Raw genomic sequence first — 20,447 nt, 5'->3', positions numbered from 1 at the left:
CGCGGCCTCGATGGCGATCGGTGAGCCGGAGGCGATCGACGACGCACCCGCCAGGGCCGAAACGTCAGTGGAGGACGGCGACGGAGAGACTTTCTTGTCTCGCGAGGAATGCCGGCTCGGCCGGCAGGGGAAGAAAGTCTCCCCGTCGCCGTTGCGGCTTAGGCGATCGAGGCGCAGCCGGCCTTCGGCCAGATCAAGCCAAAGAGAGGACGCGTGGTCCGTGCTCAGACAGCATCCTCAGAAGAAGACATGACGAACTCGGAGCCGGCGAAGCAAGAGGCAGGAAAGATCAGAAGAGGAGAAGGAAACCGCGGCGTAGGAAAGGGACGGACTTGTTCCCCGTGAAACCGCTTTCGCCGCCGCAAGCACTACGCCGAGATCGGGTCTTTGTCGTCGGCCAGAGTTTGGCAAAGACATCCGGCAACGCTCTTGCGAAGGCCGTCATGCGTCTCAAGCGGACGAGTCGGACGCCAACCCCTTTCAGCCAACAGGACGATGGAGACGACTGACGTCAATCCCCTGTGGTCGAGGACGCAAGCGGCGGCGATGGCGGCTGGGCAGAGATGAAAGCAACGCTCCGCTCATACGAGGTAGGGCCCGTCGTGCGCGTCAAACGAACGAAAGCCGTGCAGCCGACGATAACGGCCCCAATAACCGCGAAAAGGTCGCGCCAAACTTCTAAGGAGCCGCCAATCTGCGCGAGTCCGAATGTCGCGTGAAATCCCGCGACGGCCGCTGGCGCCCCAAAGACCAGGGCGATTGCGCCGCGAACGGCAGGCGATTTGGCAACGGCAAAGGCGGCCTGGCAAGCAACGAGCGTAATTGCACTGACAGCGAGCCCAACGATTAGCGAACCGACCATACCGGCGCCGTAGTTGAATGCGACGAGCGCAGCAGTGACGCCGACGAAAAATGGAGTCGCGTAGACAGCGAGCGCGAACAGCAGCCAGCAGAGGAAGCCGACGCCGAAGAGGCTGAGAGCGATTCCAACGAGGATCATGGCGGTGGCCTCCGTGAGACAAAGTTCTGACGGTCGCGCCTTCCACCACCACCGCGGCGCAGGCGCAGTATAGTCGAAGACGCCGGCGCATGGCAGGGAAAATGTGGGTTATGTTTCTTTGCAGGCGGCGATGCGCAAGTGTTCGATCTTCTCGCGAGAGGTGACGGCATGGCCGAGTTCAGAGGACGCGATCTGCATCTGGTGAAGAAGGCGCTCGCCATCGCAGTGCTGGCGATCGAACATCAGCCGGGAGACTTCCAGCCGTTTTCGGATCAGACGGACATGAAGGCGCTGCTCGAGGTTCTGATCCAGAACGACGTCGAGTTGGAACATTATGCGCGCTCGGCGAGGATGGCGGTAACGGGTGAGCCCTACTGACAGTCGGCTCTACGAAAAGGCGGATGCGCGCCTTTCCTGTTCTGCGGAATTCCGCCTTTGTGCATAGGCGGCGCTCACGCGCCGCCCTTGCCGAATTTCCAGACTGGAATTCCGAGTTTCCTTGCCTTATCGGCGAGGTTGTCCTGGATGCCGGTGCCGGGGAACGCCATGACCCCGATCGGCAGGACGTCCAGCATTGCGTCGTTGCGCTTGAACGGCGCAGCCTTGGCGTGCTTCGTCCAATCGGGCCTGAAGGCGATCTGCGGAACCCTGCGATTCGCGGCCCATTTGGCGGCGATCAACTCAGCGCCCTTCGGCGATCCGCCGTGCAGCAGCACCATGTTGGGATGTTTGGCGTGAGCCTTGTCGAGCCGGTCCCAGATCAACCGATGATCGTTGAAGTCGAGTCCGCCGGTGACAGCGATCTTGGGGCCAGCAGGTAGCAGCACCTCGTTTTCGGCGCGGCGCTTGGCGGCGATGAAATCGCGGCTATCGATCATCGACGACGTCAGTGTGCGGTGGTTGACCTTCGATCCCGCGCGCGGCCGCCAGGCGGAGTGGATGTGGTGCTCGAACTGGTCGGCGGCCTGGTCGCGAAAGAATTCCATGCTGTTCCTGCGCTCGATGAGCGTCTGGCCCTCCGCCGTCAGGCGCTCCAATTCGACCGAGCGGATTTCCGAGCCGTCCTGCTCCTTCTGGCTGCGCTTTTGCGCTTGCTCATTGTCGTCGAGTTCGCGCTCGATCCGGCTCGTGGCGCGGTGGAAGATATTGACGGTCGACCAGAGCAGATCTTGGAGGTCGGGTTCGAGACGGGTGTCGGCCAGCGTCGCGACGAGGGCGTCGAAGATGTCGGCGACAGCGCCGGCGACGATCTTGGCTTCCGGCAGGGGTCTTGGATCAGGTTCGTCCTGGAAGGGGCGGTAGCCGTAGAGCTGGAGTTCTTCGAGGACGTGATCGGTCGGGGATGAGGCGTGCGGCGGCTCGTGGCCGGTGTCTTCGTGGTCGGTGATCATCGGTGCGTTCCTTTGTCGGATCGGCCGCGCCCATCGCGGCCTTCGTGGCGACGAAAGGCGGCGGGCGGACCGGACCTGCACCCGGAGTGAAGCGCAGGGCCGAAGCGAAGCGGAGGATGGCGGGGGCCGGCTATTTTGCCTCGCGATGTAAAGGCGGGCTCGCCCGCCGACGGAAAATAGTCGGCCATCCGCCATTGCCGGGCCGGGCCGTTTGCCGCATCGATCGCCCTCTCAGAAGGCCGTGGGCGCGGTCCTCTCCGACGAAGGGAAGCGGCGGTGTCCGACCCGATGTGACTCCGGCGCCCCCGCAATTCCAACCCCTCCGATCCCGGTCATGCCGCCAGCTCAATGAAGCGCGCGACGTCCTGCGGTGCGATCTGGACCCTCAGCGTTGCCCAAAGCGCATCGACGCCAAGCGTGCGGAGATCTCCATTGAAGTCACCGAAGCGAGGCGACAAGGTAATCGCCTCGATTCCGACCTGCTGTGCTCGTCCGACCAAGGTGGCCATCGCGCCATCGCCAGCCGGGTCGTCGTCGCGAGCGATGTAGAGCCGACGCAGCGTTTCCGGGAACAGGATGGCGGCGAGATGCGCGGCCGAGAGCGCGGCCGCCATTGGCATGGTCGGCATGGCGCATCGGAGCGACAGCATGGTTTCGATGCCTTCGCCCGCCGCCATGACTTCGCCCCCAACGCCGAAGCGGACGGCATTACCAAGAAGGTGGCCCATGGCTCTTCGCGGCGTGTCGATCGGCGCCTTGTCGTCACCAGAAGGGTCGAGCCAAGTCCGGTGCGCGCCCGTGATCTTGCCGTCGAGGTCGGTGACCGCGGCGATCATCGCGGGCCAAGTCTCCGTCGACGACCATGCGTCTGGCCGATAGTAGCAGCGGGGATGAAACCGGAGGCTTCCGATTCCGGACAAATCCGTAATGCCGCGATTGCGCAAATACGCTTCTGCGACTGTGCCCGCAATCGGCTGCGACATAGCGAAGAGCCGCCGTGCCGATTCCGGCGATCCGGCTGGCATTGGCGCCGATCGATGCGTCGACTCTCGCTCCGGGTCCAGTCGCGGCAAGCGAAGGAAGCGCCGTGCTTCATCGGCGACGTCGCGGAAGTTGGCCAGGCCGCGGCTCTCCCTGATAACGTCGAGGAGATCGCCATGTTCGCCGGAGGCGGCGTCGGTCCATTTACCGGCCGCCCCTTTGCCCGACTCGTGCCCCTTGAGCCGAACGAACAGAGAGCGGCCGGGCGTGTTGCGCACGTCGCCGACTAGCCAATAGCGGCCCTCTCGACGACCCTTGGAGAGATAGTATCGACACACCGCCTCGGCATCGCGCGCGAGACGGTGCGCCAATTCGGCTGCGTCGCGCGCCATCTCAGGCTGCCTCGCGGTCCGCGACGCGCTCGATGGGGTAGCGCTCCAGCACCTTCGCCAGAATGGCGCCGCCGCTGGCGTCAGTCGGCACGAACATCCGAAGCTTCCATGAGATGATCTCATGGAACAGGCCATAGGCCCGAAGCCGATCGCGCATCGTGTCGGTGAAACCCGACAGTTCGATGCGGTTGGCGCCCATAACGCGGACGCGGCGGAGCTGCAGTCCTTCGGCGAGGTCGATGACGGCGCCGCCGTCCACCAGGACCGCAAACAACTGCTCCGGCGTCAAAGTGGATATGCCGGTCGCTACCGCGCCCACCGCCCAGGCGGGCGAGACCTTGCGGCCGACGATGCGCTCGCCGGCATCGGTCTGGAGCCGATAGACGCGCGTCGACTCGTTCGGTAGCCGCTTCCATATCGGCAACAGCAGGCCGGCGACGATGTGAATCGCGCTGTCAGTGAACTCCGGCACCTCGGCAAGCTCTGCTCGCCAAGCGGCGGCGAAGGCTTCGCGGTCGGTCTCGATCCAGTGGCTTTCGGCCATCGTCTTCAACGGGACGTTGTGCCCCTCCATCGGACGGACCAGCCGCACGCGCCGTTCGATCTCGCCGTCGTCGAGCATGAGGCTCGGCGCATGGACCTGCACGGCCGCTCGGCGGGAGCGTTCATTGACCAGCAGCACGGCGCGGCGGTCCAAGAGACGATCCAGGGCTTCAACCAGCGTCACCGGGCGATTGCGCTCGCGCTGCGTGATGGTCAGCAGCCGGGTCTCCGCACCCGTGCCCGGGTGGGTGTAGATCGTGCACCGGTCCGTGACAGTGAAGCTCTCGGCTCGCAGCGTCTCCAGCCCGACGTCGTAGGCGCCGCTGGCGATCGCGCCCTCGATGCGGGCGGTCAGCAAAAGCTCGAACGCCGTAAACAGCACGTTCTGCAGATCGATGGTGAGCGCCAGAAGCCGGTTCAGAAACGTCGTGATCGGCGGCAGTTCGTCCTTGATGCCGTTTGCGTCAGTGAGCTTCAGTCCGGTCGCATCCTCGAACAGGGCGAGCGAGCAATTCTCGACCTTGCCCCCGACCAGCAGCATGTAGAGCTGGCGCAAGGCGTCGCGCGCGTAGTGGCTTTCCAGATTGTCCTCGGGGCGAAACAGGCCCTGGCCGCCGGTCTGGCGCTGGCCGCGCGTGATCGCGCCCAGCGTGTCGAGTCGGCGCGCGATGGTAGAGAGGAAACGCTTCTCCGCCTTCACATTGGTCGCGATCGGCCGGAACAACGGAGGCTGCGCCTGGTTGGTGCGGTTCGTCCGACCTAACCCCTGAATTGCAGCGTCGGCCTTCCAGCCAGGCTCCAGCAGATAATGGACGCGCAGCCGTCGGTTCTTCGCCGATAGCTCGGCATGGTAAGAACGTCCGGTTCCGCCCGCCTCCGAGAAGACGAGGATACGCTTCACGTCATCCATGAACGCTTGCGTGTCGCCGAGATTGGCCGAGCCGGCGCGGTTCTCGACCATGAGGCGGTCGCCTTTGCGAATGATCCGCCGGCTGCGTCCCGTCACCTCGGCCACGACATCGGTCCCGAAGCGCTGCACGATCTGATCGAGCGCGCCGGGAACGGGGGTCAGCGAGGCGAGCTTCTCGATCAGCCGATCACGCCGTGCGACGGCTTCCCGGCTTTCGACGGGCTGGCCGTCACGATAGACCGGCCGCGAGCAAAGATTGCCCTCGCTGTCGGTGAACGGCTCGTAGAGCTGCACTGGGAAGGAATGAGCGAGGTAGTCGAGAACATATTCCCGTGGCGTGATGTCGACCTGGACGTCGCCCCATTCCTCGGTCGGGATTTCGGCAAGCCGGCGCTCCATCAACGCCTCGCCGGTGGAGACGATCTGAATAACGGGGGCATGGCCCTGCTCGAGATCGCGCTCGATCGAGCGGATCAGCGAAGGCGTCTTCATCGCCGTGATGAGGTGATTGAAGAAGCGCTGCTTGGCGCTTTCGAAGGCGGAGCGCGCGGCGGACTTCGCCTGCGCGTTCAACGTGCCGGTCTCGCCGGTGATGTTCGCCGCCTGCATCGCCGCGTCGAGATTGTTATGGATGATCGAGAACGCCCCGGCATAGGCGTCGTAGATGCGGATCTGCTCATCGGTGAGCTGGTGCTCGATCAACTCGTATTCAACGCCCTCGTAGCTGAGCGAGCGCGCCGCATAGAGGCCGAGGGCCTTCAGGTCGCGAGCAAGCACCTCCATCGCCGCGACGCCGCCAGCCTCGATGGCTTCGACGAACTCGGCCCGCGTGCCGAAGGGGAAATCCTCACCGCCCCAGAGGCCGAGACGCTGGGCATAGGCGAGATTGTGGACGGTAGTGGCGCCGGTCGCCGAGACGTAGACGACGCGCGCATTCGGCAGCGCGTGCTGGAGGCGAAGCCCGGCGCGGCCCTGCTGCGAGGCAGCCTGGTCGCCGCGCTCGCCTTTGGCGCCGGCGGCGTTCTGCATGGCGTGGCTCTCGTCGAAAATGATCGCTCCGTCGAAACCGGAGCCCAACCATTCGACGATCTGCTTAACCCGCGAAACCTTCTCGCCGCGCTCGTCGGATCGTAGCGTGGCATAGGTCGTAAAAAGGACGCCCTCGCTGAGCCGGATCGGCGTGCCCTGGCGGAAGCGCGACAGCGGCGTCACCAGCAGGCGTTCCATGCCGAGGGCCGACCAGTCGCGCTGGGCGTCCTCGATCAGCTTGTCGGACTTCGACACCCAGATGGCTCGGCGGCGGCCTTTAAGCCAATTGTCCAGGAGGATGCCGGCGACCTGGCGTCCCTTGCCAGCGCCGGTGCCATCGCCGAGGAACCAGCCGCGCCGGAAGCGGACGGCGTTCTCGGCGTCGTCACGGGCCGCCAAGACGACATCGAAGGTCTCGTCGACTGTCCACGATCCCGCGAGGAAGTCCGAATGGGCCTCGCCCGCGTAGATGACGGATTCGAACTGGGCGTCGGACAGCACGCCGTCGGAGATGATGTTCGATGGAAGATGTGGCCGGTAGGAGGGTTTCGGCGGCGCCACCGAGGCCATCGCTGCCGACTGCACCAGCTTGGTCGGATGTGCCTGAGAGCCGGAAATACGGATCGCCTGCAATCCGTATTCTTCATAAAGCGCATCGGTGATGCGGCCGCCCTCGGCCGGCGTCCAATCGACGGTCTCATAGGCGAGCTCGACCGCCTCGGCCTCAGCTGTTCTGGCCGGAACAGCGGACGGGCGAATAGCGTATGCGCGGACGGTCCGGGGAATGGCCGGCCGTGCGACCGTCGAAACCGCGACAGACGCTGCGACCGCCAGCCTGGCGGGAACATAACGCATCACCCAGCCGAGCAACGTGGCGGCGTCAGACGCCAGCCCCGGTGAAGTTGGAAAGACGGTCGGATCGTCGGCCGGCCGCTTGTCGATCACGGTCAGCCGCGTATCGATGGTCGTCCCGTGCTTGGCGTAGACTCCGCCGTCGATCGCGGCCGAGAACACCACGCGGCCACGCTCTTGCAGCCGGATGAAGGCGTCCGTCCATACCGGATTGTCCGGCGCGAAACTCGCTCCGGTGATGGCGACTAGGCGACCGCCGTCAGCGAGGCGCGCAAGAGCCGAACTGAGGTGACGGAGCGCGGCGTCGGCCATGCGGCCTGAGACGTTCGCTACTGCTGAGAACGGTGGGTTCATCAGCACCACGCTCGGGATGACCGTCGGATCGAGATGATCGTCGATCTGCGCGGCGTCGAAGCGGGCAACCGAAACGGCCGGAAAGAGGGAAGACAGAAGGCCGGCGCGGGTCTCGGCCAGCTCGTTGAGCGCCAGCGCGCCGCCGGCGATCTCAGCCAGGATCGCGAGGAGGCCGCTGCCCGCCGACGGCTCCAGCACACGGTCGGCCGATGTGATGGCGGCCGCCGTCACCGCCGTGAGGCCGAGTGGCATCGGCGTCGAGAATTGCTGGAAGGTCTCGCTCTCGGCCGAGCGGCGCGTGTGGGTGGGGAGAAGTCTCGCGATCTTCGTCAGCGCGGAAAGCCGTGCAGCCGGAGAGTCGGCTTTACGGAAAAGCGCCTTGCCGTATTTGCGCAGGAACAGGACGGTGGCCGCCTCGCAGGCGTCGTAGGCCGTCTTCCAGTCCCAGGCGCCGGATGCGTCGGAAGCACCGAAGGCTGCCTCCATGGCGGCACGCAGGATCGCGGCGTCGACGCGCTGGCCACGTTCGAGTTGAGGGAGCAGTTGCTCGGCCGCCGAGAAGATGGCGCCGGCTGCGTGGGAAGGGCGAGCGGCAGCAATCGGTGCGGCCAATGCGGCCGCGAGCGGGGAAAGGTCGTTCATGGAGGGAACCTCGGGAGAGCGGGAAACGGGGCGAGCCGGCCGGCGCGCTCTCTCTCGGACCGCATCGGCTCAAAGCCGGCGCGGCCGTCCTCTTCCTCTCGGCGCGCGACGACCGCGAACCAGCGAAGGCAATAAAAAAGGCCCGGCCTCTGGACGCAGTCCGAGGCCGGGCCTGTTCTTGTCGGAGCGCTAGTTCGTGGCCGCCGCCTGGTTGATGGCAGTCGCCATCGCTTCGACCACCTGCTCGAAGCGGACGGGGTCACGTACTGCGTCCTTCAGGTCCTCGACCCACGCGGGGTAGGCCGAGGTCCATTTCAGCAACGCGATTGGATTGATGCCGCGATGCTTGATCAGAAAGTTCGAGATCTTCGCGGGGACCCGAGCCGCCACGAATGCCGCGTTCGGTGGCTTGGCGCGCGCCAAGATGACGAATGCGCGCGACAGGCCTTGCAGGTCGTCTTCATCCGCGAGATGGGTCATCAACTCGAGGACGGCTCCCGACTCTGTCGTGTACGCCGCCGAGCCTTGTTCCGAGATCGCCTTCGCGATCCGTAGTTCCGTGTTCATGTCGATCATTGGTACTTCCTTGCTGAGGCCGTGCAGCGCTTCCGCTCTTTTGCGGCGCTCCGCGGCGAGTTTTCGAACATCTTCGGCGTCGGCCTCCGTGGGCACCCACACCTTTACTTCTTGCCAACCCTCAGTGAGCCGGACGCCCCGTTGGCGCCGGGCACGCTCTGCAATCGTTTTGTCGGCCATGGCTTCTACGTGAGTGGACTACGGCTGATGTAAGACGTAGTCCACTCACGGTCAACCCCTAGCGCGCTAAATTTCTCGATTGGGGCTCACATCAGGATCGCCTTCACCCGCCAAGATCGTCTCGGCCTTCGCGATGGCGGCATCTGTCCGCCAACGCCGGTCGGCGGCATCCGACAGCCCACCGGCGGGGGCATTCGCGAAGATCTTGAGGAGACCGAGCAGCACCTCGAAATGCTCGGCCTTGCGCTGAGGCTGTTCGCCGAACCGCGAGGGGATCGGCAGAACCTTCCTGCTATAGGCGGTGTCCCGGCCCTCCCACGCGCCGCTGACGTAGGTGTCGCCGGCAACGTCGGCATCGGATTTCCCGTCATCCCAGCCTTCGTCGGCGATTGCGAGACCGCAGGCCTGCTCGGCCGTTACGGCTTCATAGGTGCGCTGCCGATAGATCGGGAGGCGGTAAGTCGTTTCGATGGTGAAGACGGGCATGATGACCTCGAGAAACACGAAAGCCCGACGCGAAGGCCGGCCTGTTCAATGGGGTAAGAGACGAAGACACGCGGGACGGCCGGTGGCCGCCCCGCGTCCTGGCGCTATTCGGCCGCGATCATCCGCGGGTCTTCCGCATCCTCGGCAGCGGCGTCCTCGCCGTCGACGGCAAGGAACTCCGGCAGCGCGCCGACCTCGGCGTCCGAGGTGCCGGCGGTGGTCGCCGCCTCGTCCTTGGTGACGGGCCGCAGGGGCTCCGGTAGCCAGCCGGTATCGGCCAGAAGCCTTTCCGCCTCCTTGGCCATGTCGCCCTTCTTCAGGTGGTCGATGAGGTGCGCGGCCCGTTCGCCCGCGCCCTCTCGCACCGCGTCGAGAATGCGGCGCTTCGGCACGCGACCCAGGTAGTTCTCGGCGGTCGGCCGCCAACCGGCTCCCACCATGTCGAGATCGACGGCCCGTGCGATGCGGTCCGCCTCGGCGATGCGCTGTTCGACTCCGTGTGACGTGACCACGCCGCCGTAGCGGTCGGCCTTCTCATAGAGCGCATTGACGCCGAACGAGGCGCAATGGGCGAAGAGCGCCGCCTGCTCGTCGCCGGTGAGCGTGGTGAGCCAGTCCCAAAGATCGGCGCGGTCCTTCGGAAGCCGGTCTTCCCAGACCTTGTGACGCCCGGCGATCGCGCGCGCCGCGGCCGTGTCCTTCAGCCCTTGCGCCTGCACGGGGAAGGCGATGCTGCGGACCGAGATTTCCATCGCGCTGCCGGAGGAGAAGAAGCGCTGGAAGACGTCCAGACAAAACTTGTGCAGCACCGCCTGGAACGCGACCGTTGGCGTGTTGGCCAGCTTGTCGCGTAGCGCCAGCGTACGCTCGGCGGTCAGCTCCGTCACGAGACGGTCCGGCAGCGGCTTGACGACATCGTCATCCTCGTCCTCCGGCTCCGAAGACTGGCCGCCGATGGCGATGACCGCGCGTTGAACGATCGGCGCGCCCGGTTCGGTGCCCTGCGAACCAGCGATCACGTCGTCTTCGTCGCCTTCGTGTCCCGGCTCGACGATAGGCGCCTCGTCCTCGGAACGGACGTAGCCGCGATCGACCGAGAGCGCGCCCTCGGCATCGATGGTGACGAAGACGCCGGCGCGCACGATGTCGGCCGCCGCGTAGCTGAGAGGACGATCGCCGAAGGCGGCAAGTGCCGTCTCGATCTCGCCCAGCCGCTGATCTGCCTCGTCGGGCAACTCGTCGGCTTCCGCATACTCGGTCTCGAGCTTGGCGTATTCGGCGTTCAGCGCCTCTATCGTCGCCTGTTCCTCTTCCGTCAGGCCGGTGGCAACGCCCTCAAGCGCGCGCAGCCCATGGGCGTGGCCGTAAGGCAGATCGATCGCGACCTCGATCCACTTCCAACCCTCGGCGGCGATCTTCTCCGCCTCGGCCTTCAGTTTCTCGGCGACCAAGCCATCGAGCAGGGCGGCATCTTCGAGCCAGCCACCATCGTCCTGCTGGAAGAGATCGCGCAGGACCAGGCCGCCGGAGGCCTCATAGGCTTCCAGGCCGACGAACACGGCCCGCCGGTCGGCAGCGCGCACCGTCTTTTCCGTCAGCATGCGACGGATCTGGTAGGGCTCCTTCGACCAGGATCCGGAGATCGCCTGCCAGACCTGTTCCTGGCGGGCATGGTCGGCCGTGACGGTGAACGCCATCAACTGCTCAAGCGACATGCCGTCTTCGGCGTAGATGTCGAGCAGCGTCGGCGAGACGGAGGCAAGCCGCAGGCGCTGCTTCACCACGCTCACGCCGACGAAGAACGCCGCGGCGATGTCCTCCTCGGACCGGCCCTTCTGGCGAAGTGCCAGAAAGGCGCGGAACTGGTCGAGGGGATGCAGCGGGGCGCGCTGGATATTCTCGGCGAGCGAATCGTCTTCGCCGAGAATGTCGGTCGCGGGATCGCGCACGACGCAGGGCACGGGTGCGGTCTTGGCCAGGCGCTTCTGCTTCACCAGCAATTCGAGGGCGCGGTAGCGTCGGCCACCGGCGGGGATCTCGAACATGCCGGTCTCGGCGCCGTCAGCGTCGAGGATTGGCCGGACGCTGAGGCTCTGGAGGAGCGTCCGCCGCGCGATATCGTCGGCCAGCTCCTCGATCGAAACGCCGGCCTTCACGCGCCGGACGTTCGACTGGCTGAGCACCAGCTTGTTGAAGGGAATGTCGCGCGAGGACGACAGGGTGATCTTCTGAATGGCACCAGCCATCGGGGTAGTCTCCGCGGCGGGCGGCCGAGAGCCTCTCTCTCGACCTCCAACCCGCCGCGAAAACTCGCGCAGCCCTCTTCCTCTTCCAGAGCCGAACTATCCGACTGGTGTGTCCGACGAGCTCAAACATCTGATTTCCGAACCTGTCGTCCCATCTTCTCAACTATCGCAATTGGCCCAAGCAGGGTCCCGGGCGTTACGGTGTAGCTGGCCCCGTCGAGATAAGGCCTATCGTCATGGGTGAAGCCGGCGACCACGCGTCCATCTTCCACGCCCAATTCAAGGCGCTGCAGGACGCCTCCGATGCTCGTGGCGAATTCCGACTCAATCTGGCGAAGCATTTCTTCCTCGACGGATTTGCGCTCTGCCACATCGTGGCGTGAAATTTCGAGCTGTTGCTCAAAGGTAGTGTCGCCCAGGGCTGGAGGAGCTTTCTTTGCGACGCCCTCCCTGTGTTTCTGGATTCGGGTTCGCCACTGTTCGGTGTATTGGCGGAACAGTTGGTCCTGGCCGACCGTCACCAGAGTGCCATCAGTCGCCCATTCCACGCACGATTTAACGCCGGTCGGTTGGTCCCAAAAGACCTTTGCGATCCACGGCTTGCCGTCTTCAAATCCGAAAATGATGAGGAGCAGGAGGGGTTTGCCATCGCCACTGTGGTGAGCAAAATAGGTTTCGCAAAGCCTGGAGATCAGATTCACCAGTCCATCTCTGGTAGGTACGGGCGAATCTCCATTTGGGGCGACCAGAGCTGACAACGACTGGCTGATGTGAGCGATGACCGTCAGCGCCTCGAAACAGGATCCCGAAAAGCCCAAGCCAATCATTGTTTCGAAATAAGGGTCAGTCCAAGCGCCTATCACCGGGGTGAGGTTTAGCGGGTAACAGCGAACAGGGACGGCAAAGAGCTTTGCGGTAGTGTCAGAAACGGTCTTGAAGGTCCCATCTTCGCGACGGATAGACGCCCGCGCGTCGGCCAGCGCTGTTATGCGGACAACACCGAAACTTTCTTCCAATCTCACACAGACCAGGGTCACAGTTGACGTCCTTCAATTTGAATTGGCTGACTTGCGGCATCGAGCCCGATATTTCTGAGAGTTGCACTTGTTTGAAGTCAGACGGTGCTCCCTTGTTGACCGAACTAGACTTGTCCCCTATCACGCCGCTTCCTCGTCGCGAGAGGTTGTCGCGGGTATAGGACGAACATTGGCCGGCAGGAACCCGAGCAGCCACTCGGCCGCCTTGCTGGCTTGGGAGGCGGCCCGTACGACCGCGCGGTTGTCCTCGCGCAGCACCTCGAGCCAGGAGCCGATGTAGTCGGCATGCCGGACCGTCGGCACGATGCCGAGCGAGGCGCAGCAAAAGGCCGCGGTTATCTCCGCCACCAACTCCTCGAAGGCGTATTTCCTGGTGCCGAAGCCGGCGGCCAGATCGCGCCGGAGACGGGAGGCGTGCCCCGTGGCGTGCCCGAGTTCGTGGAGCGCGGTACGATGCCAGTTGATCGGCTCGAAATACGCCTGGGGCGGCGGGACCCGGACGTAGTCTTGCGCCGGAACATAGAAGGCGCGGTTGCCGCCGATGCGGAAGTCGATGCCCGTCGCCTGGATCAGCGCCTCGACCCGTGGCTCGATCAGGCTCGGCGGCGGAGGCGGCGTCACCGCCGCGACGTCGTCTGGTAGGTTCTCGCACTGCGCCGTGTTGAACAGGGTGAAGCGCTTGAGGAACGGGATTGCCTGAGCGTCTTCCCCGGTCTCGAGGGCGCGCTTCTTCTCGTCGTCAGGCACGAAGCGGTCGGCATAGACGACAGTCGTGCCATGCTCGCCCTTACGCACATTACCGCCGAGCGCGAGCGCTTGGCGGAACGTGAGCCAGCTCTGGCCCGGATAGCCGAGCGCGATGACGGCGCCCCAGAGAATCAGGATATTGATCCCGGAATATTGCCGGCCGGTGGCGGCGTTCCGTGGCACGGCGAGCGGTGCCTTCGCCGCGGCCGTGCCCCAGGGCTGGACCCAGGGCACGCGGCCGGCCTCCAGCTCGGCGATGATCTTGCCGGTGATTTCGTCATAGAGGGTCGCCCGGTCCGAGCCGGCGCGAGCGAGGATGGTCTTTCTGAACATCGTGATCTCCGCGACGGGCGCCGGAGGCCTCTCCTCCAGCCCTCAAGCCGTCGCGGAAATCCGGCCCGCACTCTCACTCTCGGGGCGTTACGGGGGCGTCCCCGCAGAAGGGGGTGTGCCGGCGACCAAAGCGCCGGCCAGGGGGAAGGCATTCCCCTTCACAATCCGGCTTCGCGAAGGCGTATTCGCGACTCTCAGGAAATGCGTGTGGGCTGGCAGCCGCAGCGGTGATAGGCGTCCTAGAACGCCATAGACCCCTGCGGCACGTTCGGCCGCCGATCCTCTCTGACGCGAAAGCTCCCCGGCCGGCAGGGGACGCAGCAACTCACCCTCGGCAATCGTTGCATCGAGCCAATCGAATCGCTGCGCACGCCTCAAGACCGCCATTTGCCGATCATGGTATCGGGCGACATCGGGGCCAGGCTCGATCGTGAGAATCGCATAAGCTTCGCACGAGCCGTGTGTCTCGGGCCGCCATATGCCGGCGAAGTAGAACCAATCGCCGTCAGCGAGCGAGAAACTGTATCCGCGGCCCCGGATTCGCATTCGAAACTCGGACGGGGGAACAAGACAGCGATGCGTCGGGAAGCTTCGACCTTCGGCGCGGATCACCGTGAAGGGCCGGCCGTTGCCGTCCCGTGGCTGCAGGCCCCAGGAAAGCTCCACCATTTCCACGCCCTCTCCGTCTCGCCTTATGATGGCGCGGCGTTGACCGAGAGGCGCGTCCAGATCGAATGGGGTTGCGGTCACGGGGGAGAACATAATAAGAACTACAGTCAGATGCAACCGTCCGCTGTTCGGAGACCTGCATGTGCAACGACTATCGATTGGAGGTGGAGGCGGCGGCGATCTTTAAGGATTTCGCGGACCTCAAGATCAAGATCCGCTTCTCCGAGGGCACGGCGAACATCCAGGCGCGGCACGATATCAAGATCACCGATATCGCGCCGATCGTGCGAACGGTTGAGGGCGAGCCGGACGCGGGCGATCTTGTCCAGCGGCGCTGGAGCTGGCCCGGGCAAAACGGCAAGCCAGTCTACAATTTCCGCTCAGACGGGCGCGAATTCACATCGGGCCGGTGCCTGATTATCGCCGACGGCTTCTACGAATTCACCGATCCACCGGACAAGAAGAAGCGGAAGGACAAATGGCTGTTCACCAAAAAGGGCGAGCCCCCGGTTCTCCATCGCCGGGGTTTGGCGTGCCAACAAGGATATCGGCGAGGCCTTCACAATGCTCACCATCGAACCTGGGCCCGACATCGCCCCGTATCATGATCGGCAGATCGCGATACTCAACCGCTCGGATTGGGCCGCCTGGCTCGACCCTTCGGTTTCATCAAAATCTATTTTGAAGTCGATGCCGGAGGGCACCTTATCGGTTGAACGGGTCGGATAACCGCAATGTCAGACGATATTCCGACGGCGAAGCTTTTTCGGGTCCTAAGCCTTGATGGCGGCGGGGCGAAGGGTTTCTACACCCTTGGCGCGCTGAAGGAGATTGAGGCGCTCGCCGAATGCCGGCTCTACGAGAAGTTCGATCTCATCTACGGGACATCGACCGGCGCCATCATCGCCGCGCTGCTTGGGCTTGGGAAATCCGTGGATGAAGTCGAGGCGCTCTACCGGAAGCGGGTGGTGACGGTCATGGCGCGCTGGCTTCCGAGCCAAAAGACGGCCGCGCTGGAAACGCTCGCCTCGGAGGTGTTCGGGGCGTTGAAATTCGACGCGTTCAAGACGGATATGGGCATCGTCGGGACGCGATGGAAAGAAGAGCGGCCCATCATTTTCAAGACGAACCGCAGGCAGGCCTTCTTCGGAAACGCGACCTTCGAGCCCGGCTTCGGCTGCACCATCGCGGACGCCGTCGTCGGGTCTTGCTCGGCCTATCCCTTCTTCAAGAAGAAGTTCGTGTCCACGAGCCGCGGCGAGAAAATCGAGGTGCGCGACGGGGGCTTCGTCGCGAACAACCCGACGCTCTATGCCATCGCGGACGCGACTGAATCGCTCGGCGCCGCCCGGAAGGATGTTCGCGTGGTGAGCATCGGCGTGGGCGAGTACCCGACACCGAAGCTGCCGGCCTGGAGCCTTCGGAAGTGGGCAAGCAAATTGCCCACCATGGTGTTCCTCCAGAAGACGATGGAAATCAGCTCGCAGTCGATGGACCAGTTGCGCAAGGTGCTGTTCCGAGAGGTCGAGACCGTCCGCATCCACGCCAGGTATACGCAGCCGGACATGGCGACGGACATGCTCGAGGTCGACCTGGAGAAACTTGGCCTGCTCTGGCTGCGCGGGCGCGACTGCGCGCGGGACGCGGAAGCTGAGTTGCGGAAGTTTCTTGCCTGAGGAGTCGCAAGTGATAGCCGAAAGCCAGCTCGACATCTGGGCGTCCCAGGGGCCGACGTCCCAGTTCACGGACACCTACAATCGCATCCGCGGCAACCTGCTCGACAGCGGCGCGCCCTATCCGCTCGCCGATACGGAAGTCTTCCTCCAGGGTTCCTACAAGAACGACTCGAACGTCTACGGCGACAGCGACGTCGACATTGTCCTCTGCCACACCGGCGCCTTCTACAAGGATCTGAGCCGGCTTTCGCCGGAGGATCGGCGCGCGTATGACGCCGTGGCGGGCGGCACCGTGACGTACGGTTACACCGACTTCAAGCGCGACGCGACCGCTTATGTGACGCGGCTTTACAATAACGTGAACGCCGGAAAAAAGGCGCTCTATATCCCGGGAGGCAATTCCGGGCGCAGGAACGCGGACGTTCTGATCGCGTCCCGGTTCCGGCGCTACTACGAGTTCAAGTCCTGGCAGACCCAGCGCTACGACGAAGGGGTATGTTTCTTCCCCCCGGGCGACCCGATGATCGAAAATTTCCCAAAGCTGCATTCCGACAACTGCACGACGAAACATCAAAGCACGAAAAGCTACTTCAAGCCGATGGTCCGCATCTTCAAGAACATGCGGAACACGATGACCGGAAAGGGGCTGCTACAGGGCGGAGGGGCACCCTCGTACTTCATCGAGGGCATGCTCTACAACGTGCCGGACGACCAGTTTGGGGGCACCTACCAGCAGACTTGGATCAACTGTTTCAACCATATCGTCACGGCCGATCGCGACAAGCTCGTGTGCGCGAACCACATGCACTGGCTCGTGCGCGACAGTTCGCCGACTTGCTGGTCGGTCGCGAATTTCAACAGCTTCACAGCAGCGCTGAAGAAATACTGGGAGAGCTGAATGGCGCATCGACAATCGCGTCGTTCAGTCGAGTGCAGGCGCCGACGCGGCACTCATGGCGACAGGGTGAGCTCCGCAGCTAGGTTGGCCGTCCGGGAGCTGCAGCCAAGCTGGCATCATCGGCAATTCTTAAGGAGGGCCAGTGGCCTCACGCTACGGAAGAGAGATCGGGGTGCTTCGCTCGCTTGCCCAAGGGGTGGAGATACGGCCTGCAGTGCCGTCTCACCAAATTACCCAAGAGTTCTTGCGCAACGAGCGAATTGCGCTGGCGCGGCTCGACGGTGAGAAGTTGATCGTGATCCGGCAGGCGGCCGGCGATGCCTTCACTGATCTTTCGGAGTCCCTCGTCAAACGATCCCCGGCGATGGAGCGCGGGACGATCTTTGCAAACGTCCGTACCGAGTTGCTGAAGACCCTTGCGGTCTACACAGGCCGTGATCCAAGCTCGATCGGCGTTGACGACGTGGCGTCTCTCCATACCCACTTCGACAGGTGGTTCAGACAGCTCGCCGCGCGGCGTCGGGTTTTCGTTCCATGCGTGATCTCGCCGTGGGCCGCCCCTCGATTTTCGATCGGGCCTGCCATCTTCGTTCACGTCGATGAAGCTGCACGGAGCGAGTTCTACCCGCCCGCGGGGGATGTGCTTGGCCGCGACGGCTTTGACAGAATGCTGGGGCTGATGAGGGATAATCGGGCGAACTGGCTCGCGTGCGTATCCGTCGAGGGATGTGAGCACGAGCGGGCCGAAGAGATCGGTGCCCTCGCTGCCGACCTGGCCATCGTCGCGCTCCAGCTTTCTATACCCCTGGCATGGGGAACGCGAACGATGGGCCGCCTTGATGCCCGGCGCGGCGCGGCCGAACGACGGACCCTTTCAGAATCGGACGGCTATTACAACGCCGGCTGGTCCAAGAGGGAGGCGGGAGTTTCGATCGGAACGGGGACACTGACTGACATCCTCCAAAAGACGGCTCCGACGATCGCCGCGGCTGGGCGCTGTGTCGTGTCGTTCGCGACCGGCCAGTTTCGGCTCCCTGATTTGGAGCGGGCATGGTGCGACGCCGCCTATTGGCTCCACGAAGCCCTGGTGGAGGCCATTGACGCCATCGCGATGGCGAAGCTCGAGACGGCTTTGGAGGTCTTGCTGCGCGCGGAAAACGCCTCGGGAAGCCAAGCCCGGATGGAAGCGATCCTTGCGACCTTCTACGGTTTGAACCCAGACGATACTGTCACGAGCGAGACGGCGACGACGGCCAAGCAGTTCGCGCGCGGTATAGTCGGGGATCGCTCACGCATCCTCCACGGCACATGGTCCACCCTGAACACACGGCTTGCGCTGAGTCGGAGTGGAATGGAGGAATTCGCGATCGCTGTCATTCGGCGGGCAGCATTAGAGCTGGCGATATACGCGGACACGACGGCTCCTAAGGATGACATAGGCGCATTTCTGACTTGGGTTAAAGCACGGTCCGAGCCTACGACGCCCTAGCGGCCACTCGGCGCCTCTTTCCTTATCTCCCGGTTTGGACCGGGTGGCTGCCCTCCCGCCTCTCTCGCGCCGGCTTCACTGAAAATTCCGGCTCTTCACCTTCTTCGAAGCAGGCGAGGACAGTCTTCTCGTCGCCGGCCTCGAGGTAGATAAACGCGGTCGGATATCAGGCTAGCTTGCGAGAGCGCCGGGGCGAAAAGGTCCGGCCCGGTCACACACCAAAGCACTTTGCCTTTGGTGCGCGCGGCAACTCCAGCGGCGAAGAGCGCGGCCGCTGCGCCGCCGATCGCGCCATTGCCGCCGCCGGCAACCTCACGCGCCACGCGGAAGCCCACCACCTGGGAGTCGCGCGTCCAGATCGGCAACGCCAAATGGCAATGCCGTTTCTACGCGTTTATCGCGGGCCTCGATTCGCCTGATCTGCGCGCGCAAGGACTCAAGGACGGGCTGTTGCCGCATGGCTTCTTCTTGACCTCCGAGGTGGAAATTGGCATGTTCCGTATTTGTTCTATCCGGTGAGATCGAATCAAGGGGATTGGCGATGCTCCCCGTTGAACAATTAACGATTTTGCTTCAGACTGAGCGGAGCCGCGGAATGCCGCGGATTGCCGCGGAGGCCGGTTTGGGCAAGGATGGCCGCGACGCGGAGCGGGTGACTACGACCTTGACGCGTAAGAAGAAGGCCGAACTGGATCGTCTCGCGAAGGCGCAGGGCGTGAAGGTCGCTTGGCTGGTGCGGCGGGCTGTCGAGAGATTCTTGGAAGAGGCTGCGGGCGGGCCGTTGTTACCGCTGGATCTGAATGGGGGCGAAGATGCAAAGCGCTGAACTCTTCGCTGGCTGTGGGGGACTGGCGCTTGGAATGTCCCACGCGGGGTTTCGACACCAGCACATGGCGGAGTTCGACCAGGACGCGGTCGCGACGGTCTTGCACAACAAGGCAAAGGGCATCGAGCATGTCCGCGATTGGCCGATCGGTCTTCAGGATGTTCGAGAGATCGATTGGAAGAAACTGACCTCCCTCGATCTCGTGTCTGGCGGACCTCCCTGTCAGCCGTTTGGAATCGGCGGGAAAAAGCATGGCCAGGACGACCATCGTGATATGTGGCCCGAGGCGATTCGAGCGGTGCGAGAGGCAAAACCGCGGCTGATCTTGTTTGAGAACGTGAGGAATCTCGCAGGTCCCCGCTTCCGCCCCTATCTTGAGTGGATCGTCTCGCATCTTGAGCGACCAGGAATGATCCGCGGGCTAGAAGAGTCGCATACCGAGCATCGCGCGCGGCTAGCCACGTCCAAGAGTCGTAAGGATTACAAAGTTGTTTGGCAGCTTGTAAACGCCGCCGATTTCGGCGCGGCTCAAATCAGGCACCGTGTTCTGATCTTCGGGATCAGAAGCGATCTCGATGTCGTTCCGACGCCGATGCCGCCGACCCATTCGCGCGATCGACTTCTCTGGGAGCAATATGTCATCGGGGAATATTGGGCGCGCCATGACCTAAAGAGACGCCGCACCCCCATTCTTCAACAGGATCACGCGCGCATTGAACGATTGAAGCAGGCGGACACAGAGCCGACTGGGGCCCCATGGGTCACCGTCCGGGATGTGTTGGAGGGCCTTGGCGAACCGAACGGCAAGCGCAACCACGTCCTCCAGATCGGCGCGCGAATTTACCCGGGTCACACCGGAAGTCCCTTGGACCTTCCCGCGAAAGCTCTGAAGGCGGGTGATCATGGTGTTCCCGGCGGCGAGAATATGATGGTGCGGGACGACGGATCCGTTCGCTACTTCACGACCCGAGAGGCCGCGCGACTGGTGGGCTTGCCGGACGACTACGAGTTTCCGCGGTCGTGGACGGAGAGCATGCGGCAACTTGGAAATGCGGTTCCGGCTCCTCTTGGAGCCGCGGCTGGCCGTTGGTTGGCGGCGCAGGTCGAAGGGGGGAAGTCCCTCGGCGGCCTAGCTTCCACACGTCGCGCGGCGTAGATTTGTCGTTTATTTCAGCCGGAGGGCGAGTCGC

At 63.9% G+C, this 20,447-nt stretch carries 15 protein-coding genes and 3 pseudogenes; 7 read left to right on the top strand and 11 right to left on the bottom strand.

The window, feature by feature from the left end; genetic code table 11:
- Positions 1-511: 511 nt before the first annotated feature.
- Positions 512-1,000: a hypothetical protein gene (locus tag GSQ90_RS13590; RefSeq protein ID WP_158815364.1), complete on the bottom strand. Its 489-nt coding sequence runs from the start codon at positions 998-1,000 to the stop codon at positions 512-514.
- Positions 1,001-1,168: 168 nt separating this feature from the next.
- Here GSQ90_RS13590 and GSQ90_RS13585 point away from each other — a divergent pair, with 168 nt between their 5' ends.
- Entirely contained in the window at positions 1,169-1,378 is a 210-nt protein-coding gene (locus GSQ90_RS13585) for a hypothetical protein (RefSeq protein WP_158815363.1), read from the top strand.
- Between the two features lie 74 nt (positions 1,379-1,452).
- Here GSQ90_RS13585 and GSQ90_RS13580 read toward each other — a convergent pair whose 3' ends face one another.
- The 9 genes and pseudogenes from GSQ90_RS13580 to GSQ90_RS13540 form a co-directional block, all read right to left on the bottom strand.
- Positions 1,453-2,391, bottom strand: coding sequence for a DUF2493 domain-containing protein (locus GSQ90_RS13580; RefSeq protein WP_158815362.1), 939 nt, complete (start codon positions 2,389-2,391; stop codon positions 1,453-1,455).
- Between the two features lie 332 nt (positions 2,392-2,723).
- On the bottom strand, positions 2,724-3,764 hold the full coding sequence (locus tag GSQ90_RS13575; RefSeq protein WP_158815361.1) for a toprim domain-containing protein: 1,041 nt from the start codon (positions 3,762-3,764) through the stop codon (positions 2,724-2,726).
- A 1-nt stretch (position 3,765) separates the two neighbouring features.
- Positions 3,766-8,094, bottom strand: coding sequence for a strawberry notch family protein (locus GSQ90_RS13570; protein WP_158815360.1), 4,329 nt, complete (start codon positions 8,092-8,094; stop codon positions 3,766-3,768).
- Between the two features lie 189 nt (positions 8,095-8,283).
- Entirely contained in the window at positions 8,284-8,850 is a 567-nt protein-coding gene (locus GSQ90_RS13565; RefSeq protein ID WP_158815359.1) for a hypothetical protein, read from the bottom strand.
- A gap of 66 nt (positions 8,851-8,916) precedes the next feature.
- On the bottom strand, positions 8,917-9,336 hold the full coding sequence (locus GSQ90_RS13560; protein WP_158815358.1) for a hypothetical protein: 420 nt from the start codon (positions 9,334-9,336) through the stop codon (positions 8,917-8,919).
- Positions 9,337-9,440: 104 nt separating this feature from the next.
- The gene (locus tag GSQ90_RS13555; protein ID WP_158815357.1) at positions 9,441-11,582 is read right to left on the bottom strand and encodes a ParB/RepB/Spo0J family partition protein; all 2,142 of its coding nucleotides are present in this window, start codon (positions 11,580-11,582) and stop codon (positions 9,441-9,443) included.
- 122 nt (positions 11,583-11,704) lie between these two features.
- A complete protein-coding gene (locus tag GSQ90_RS31995) occupies positions 11,705-12,619 on the bottom strand; it encodes a hypothetical protein (RefSeq protein WP_174247481.1) in 915 nt (304 codons plus the stop codon).
- Positions 12,620-12,739: 120 nt separating this feature from the next.
- Complete coding sequence (locus GSQ90_RS13545) at positions 12,740-13,699, bottom strand: ArdC family protein (protein WP_174247480.1); 960 nt, start codon at positions 13,697-13,699, stop codon at positions 12,740-12,742.
- A 270-nt stretch (positions 13,700-13,969) separates the two neighbouring features.
- A pseudogene (locus GSQ90_RS13540) lies at positions 13,970-14,461 on the bottom strand (SOS response-associated peptidase family protein); the annotation flags it as partial.
- Positions 14,462-14,508: 47 nt separating this feature from the next.
- On the opposite strand from GSQ90_RS13540, the pseudogene GSQ90_RS13535 reads away from it, so the two are divergent.
- From GSQ90_RS13535 to GSQ90_RS13520, 4 genes and pseudogenes are all read left to right on the top strand, one after another.
- Positions 14,509-15,097, top strand: a pseudogene (locus tag GSQ90_RS13535) (SOS response-associated peptidase family protein).
- 5 nt (positions 15,098-15,102) lie between these two features.
- Positions 15,103-16,044, top strand: a complete 942-nt coding sequence (locus tag GSQ90_RS13530; RefSeq protein WP_158815355.1) for a patatin-like phospholipase family protein — start codon at positions 15,103-15,105, stop codon at positions 16,042-16,044.
- 10 nt (positions 16,045-16,054) lie between these two features.
- The gene (locus GSQ90_RS13525; RefSeq protein ID WP_158815354.1) at positions 16,055-16,942 is read left to right on the top strand and encodes a nucleotidyltransferase; all 888 of its coding nucleotides are present in this window, start codon (positions 16,055-16,057) and stop codon (positions 16,940-16,942) included.
- Positions 16,943-17,186: 244 nt separating this feature from the next.
- Positions 17,187-18,431 carry a hypothetical protein gene (locus GSQ90_RS13520; protein ID WP_158815353.1) on the top strand — a complete coding sequence of 415 codons (1,245 nt, stop codon included), beginning with the start codon at positions 17,187-17,189 and terminating at the stop codon, positions 18,429-18,431.
- A gap of 97 nt (positions 18,432-18,528) precedes the next feature.
- Here GSQ90_RS13520 and GSQ90_RS32390 read toward each other — a convergent pair.
- Positions 18,529-18,890, bottom strand: a pseudogene (locus GSQ90_RS32390) (damage-inducible protein); the annotation flags it as partial.
- 82 nt (positions 18,891-18,972) lie between these two features.
- Between GSQ90_RS32390 and GSQ90_RS13510 the strand changes: the two are divergent.
- Positions 18,973-19,257, top strand: coding sequence for a ribbon-helix-helix domain-containing protein (locus GSQ90_RS13510; RefSeq protein WP_210254896.1), 285 nt, complete (start codon positions 18,973-18,975; stop codon positions 19,255-19,257).
- On the top strand, positions 19,232-20,413 hold the full coding sequence (locus GSQ90_RS13505) for a DNA cytosine methyltransferase (RefSeq protein ID WP_371418368.1): 1,182 nt from the start codon (positions 19,232-19,234) through the stop codon (positions 20,411-20,413). Before GSQ90_RS13510 ends, GSQ90_RS13505 begins: the two co-directional genes overlap by 26 nt.
- The last annotated feature ends 34 nt before the right edge of the window (positions 20,414-20,447 follow it).

Source organism: Methylocapsa sp. S129, from assembly GCF_009765995.1.
Lineage (GTDB): Bacteria > Pseudomonadota > Alphaproteobacteria > Rhizobiales > Beijerinckiaceae > Roseiarcus.
Note: the sequence above shows the minus strand (reverse complement) of the source record. Positions and strands in the feature narration are given on the sequence as shown.

Coding starts and splice junctions, on each gene's coding strand:
- GSQ90_RS13590 (WP_158815364.1), bottom strand. CDS start 1,000: ATGATCCTCGTTGGAATCGCTCTCAGCCTCTTCGGCGTCGGCTTCCTC.
- GSQ90_RS13585 (WP_158815363.1), top strand. CDS start 1,169: ATGGCCGAGTTCAGAGGACGCGATCTGCATCTGGTGAAGAAGGCGCTC.
- GSQ90_RS13580 (WP_158815362.1), bottom strand. CDS start 2,391: ATGATCACCGACCACGAAGACACCGGCCACGAGCCGCCGCACGCCTCA.
- GSQ90_RS13575 (WP_158815361.1), bottom strand. CDS start 3,764: ATGGCGCGCGACGCAGCCGAATTGGCGCACCGTCTCGCGCGCGATGCC.
- GSQ90_RS13570 (WP_158815360.1), bottom strand. CDS start 8,094: ATGAACGACCTTTCCCCGCTCGCGGCCGCATTGGCCGCACCGATTGCT.
- GSQ90_RS13565 (WP_158815359.1), bottom strand. CDS start 8,850: ATGGCCGACAAAACGATTGCAGAGCGTGCCCGGCGCCAACGGGGCGTC.
- GSQ90_RS13560 (WP_158815358.1), bottom strand. CDS start 9,336: ATGCCCGTCTTCACCATCGAAACGACTTACCGCCTCCCGATCTATCGG.
- GSQ90_RS13555 (WP_158815357.1), bottom strand. CDS start 11,582: ATGGCTGGTGCCATTCAGAAGATCACCCTGTCGTCCTCGCGCGACATT.
- GSQ90_RS13545 (WP_174247480.1), bottom strand. CDS start 13,699: ATGTTCAGAAAGACCATCCTCGCTCGCGCCGGCTCGGACCGGGCGACC.
- GSQ90_RS13530 (WP_158815355.1), top strand. CDS start 15,103: ATGTCAGACGATATTCCGACGGCGAAGCTTTTTCGGGTCCTAAGCCTT.
- GSQ90_RS13510 (WP_210254896.1), top strand. CDS start 18,973: ATGCTCCCCGTTGAACAATTAACGATTTTGCTTCAGACTGAGCGGAGC.
- GSQ90_RS13505 (WP_371418368.1), top strand. CDS start 19,232: ATGGGGGCGAAGATGCAAAGCGCTGAACTCTTCGCTGGCTGTGGGGGA.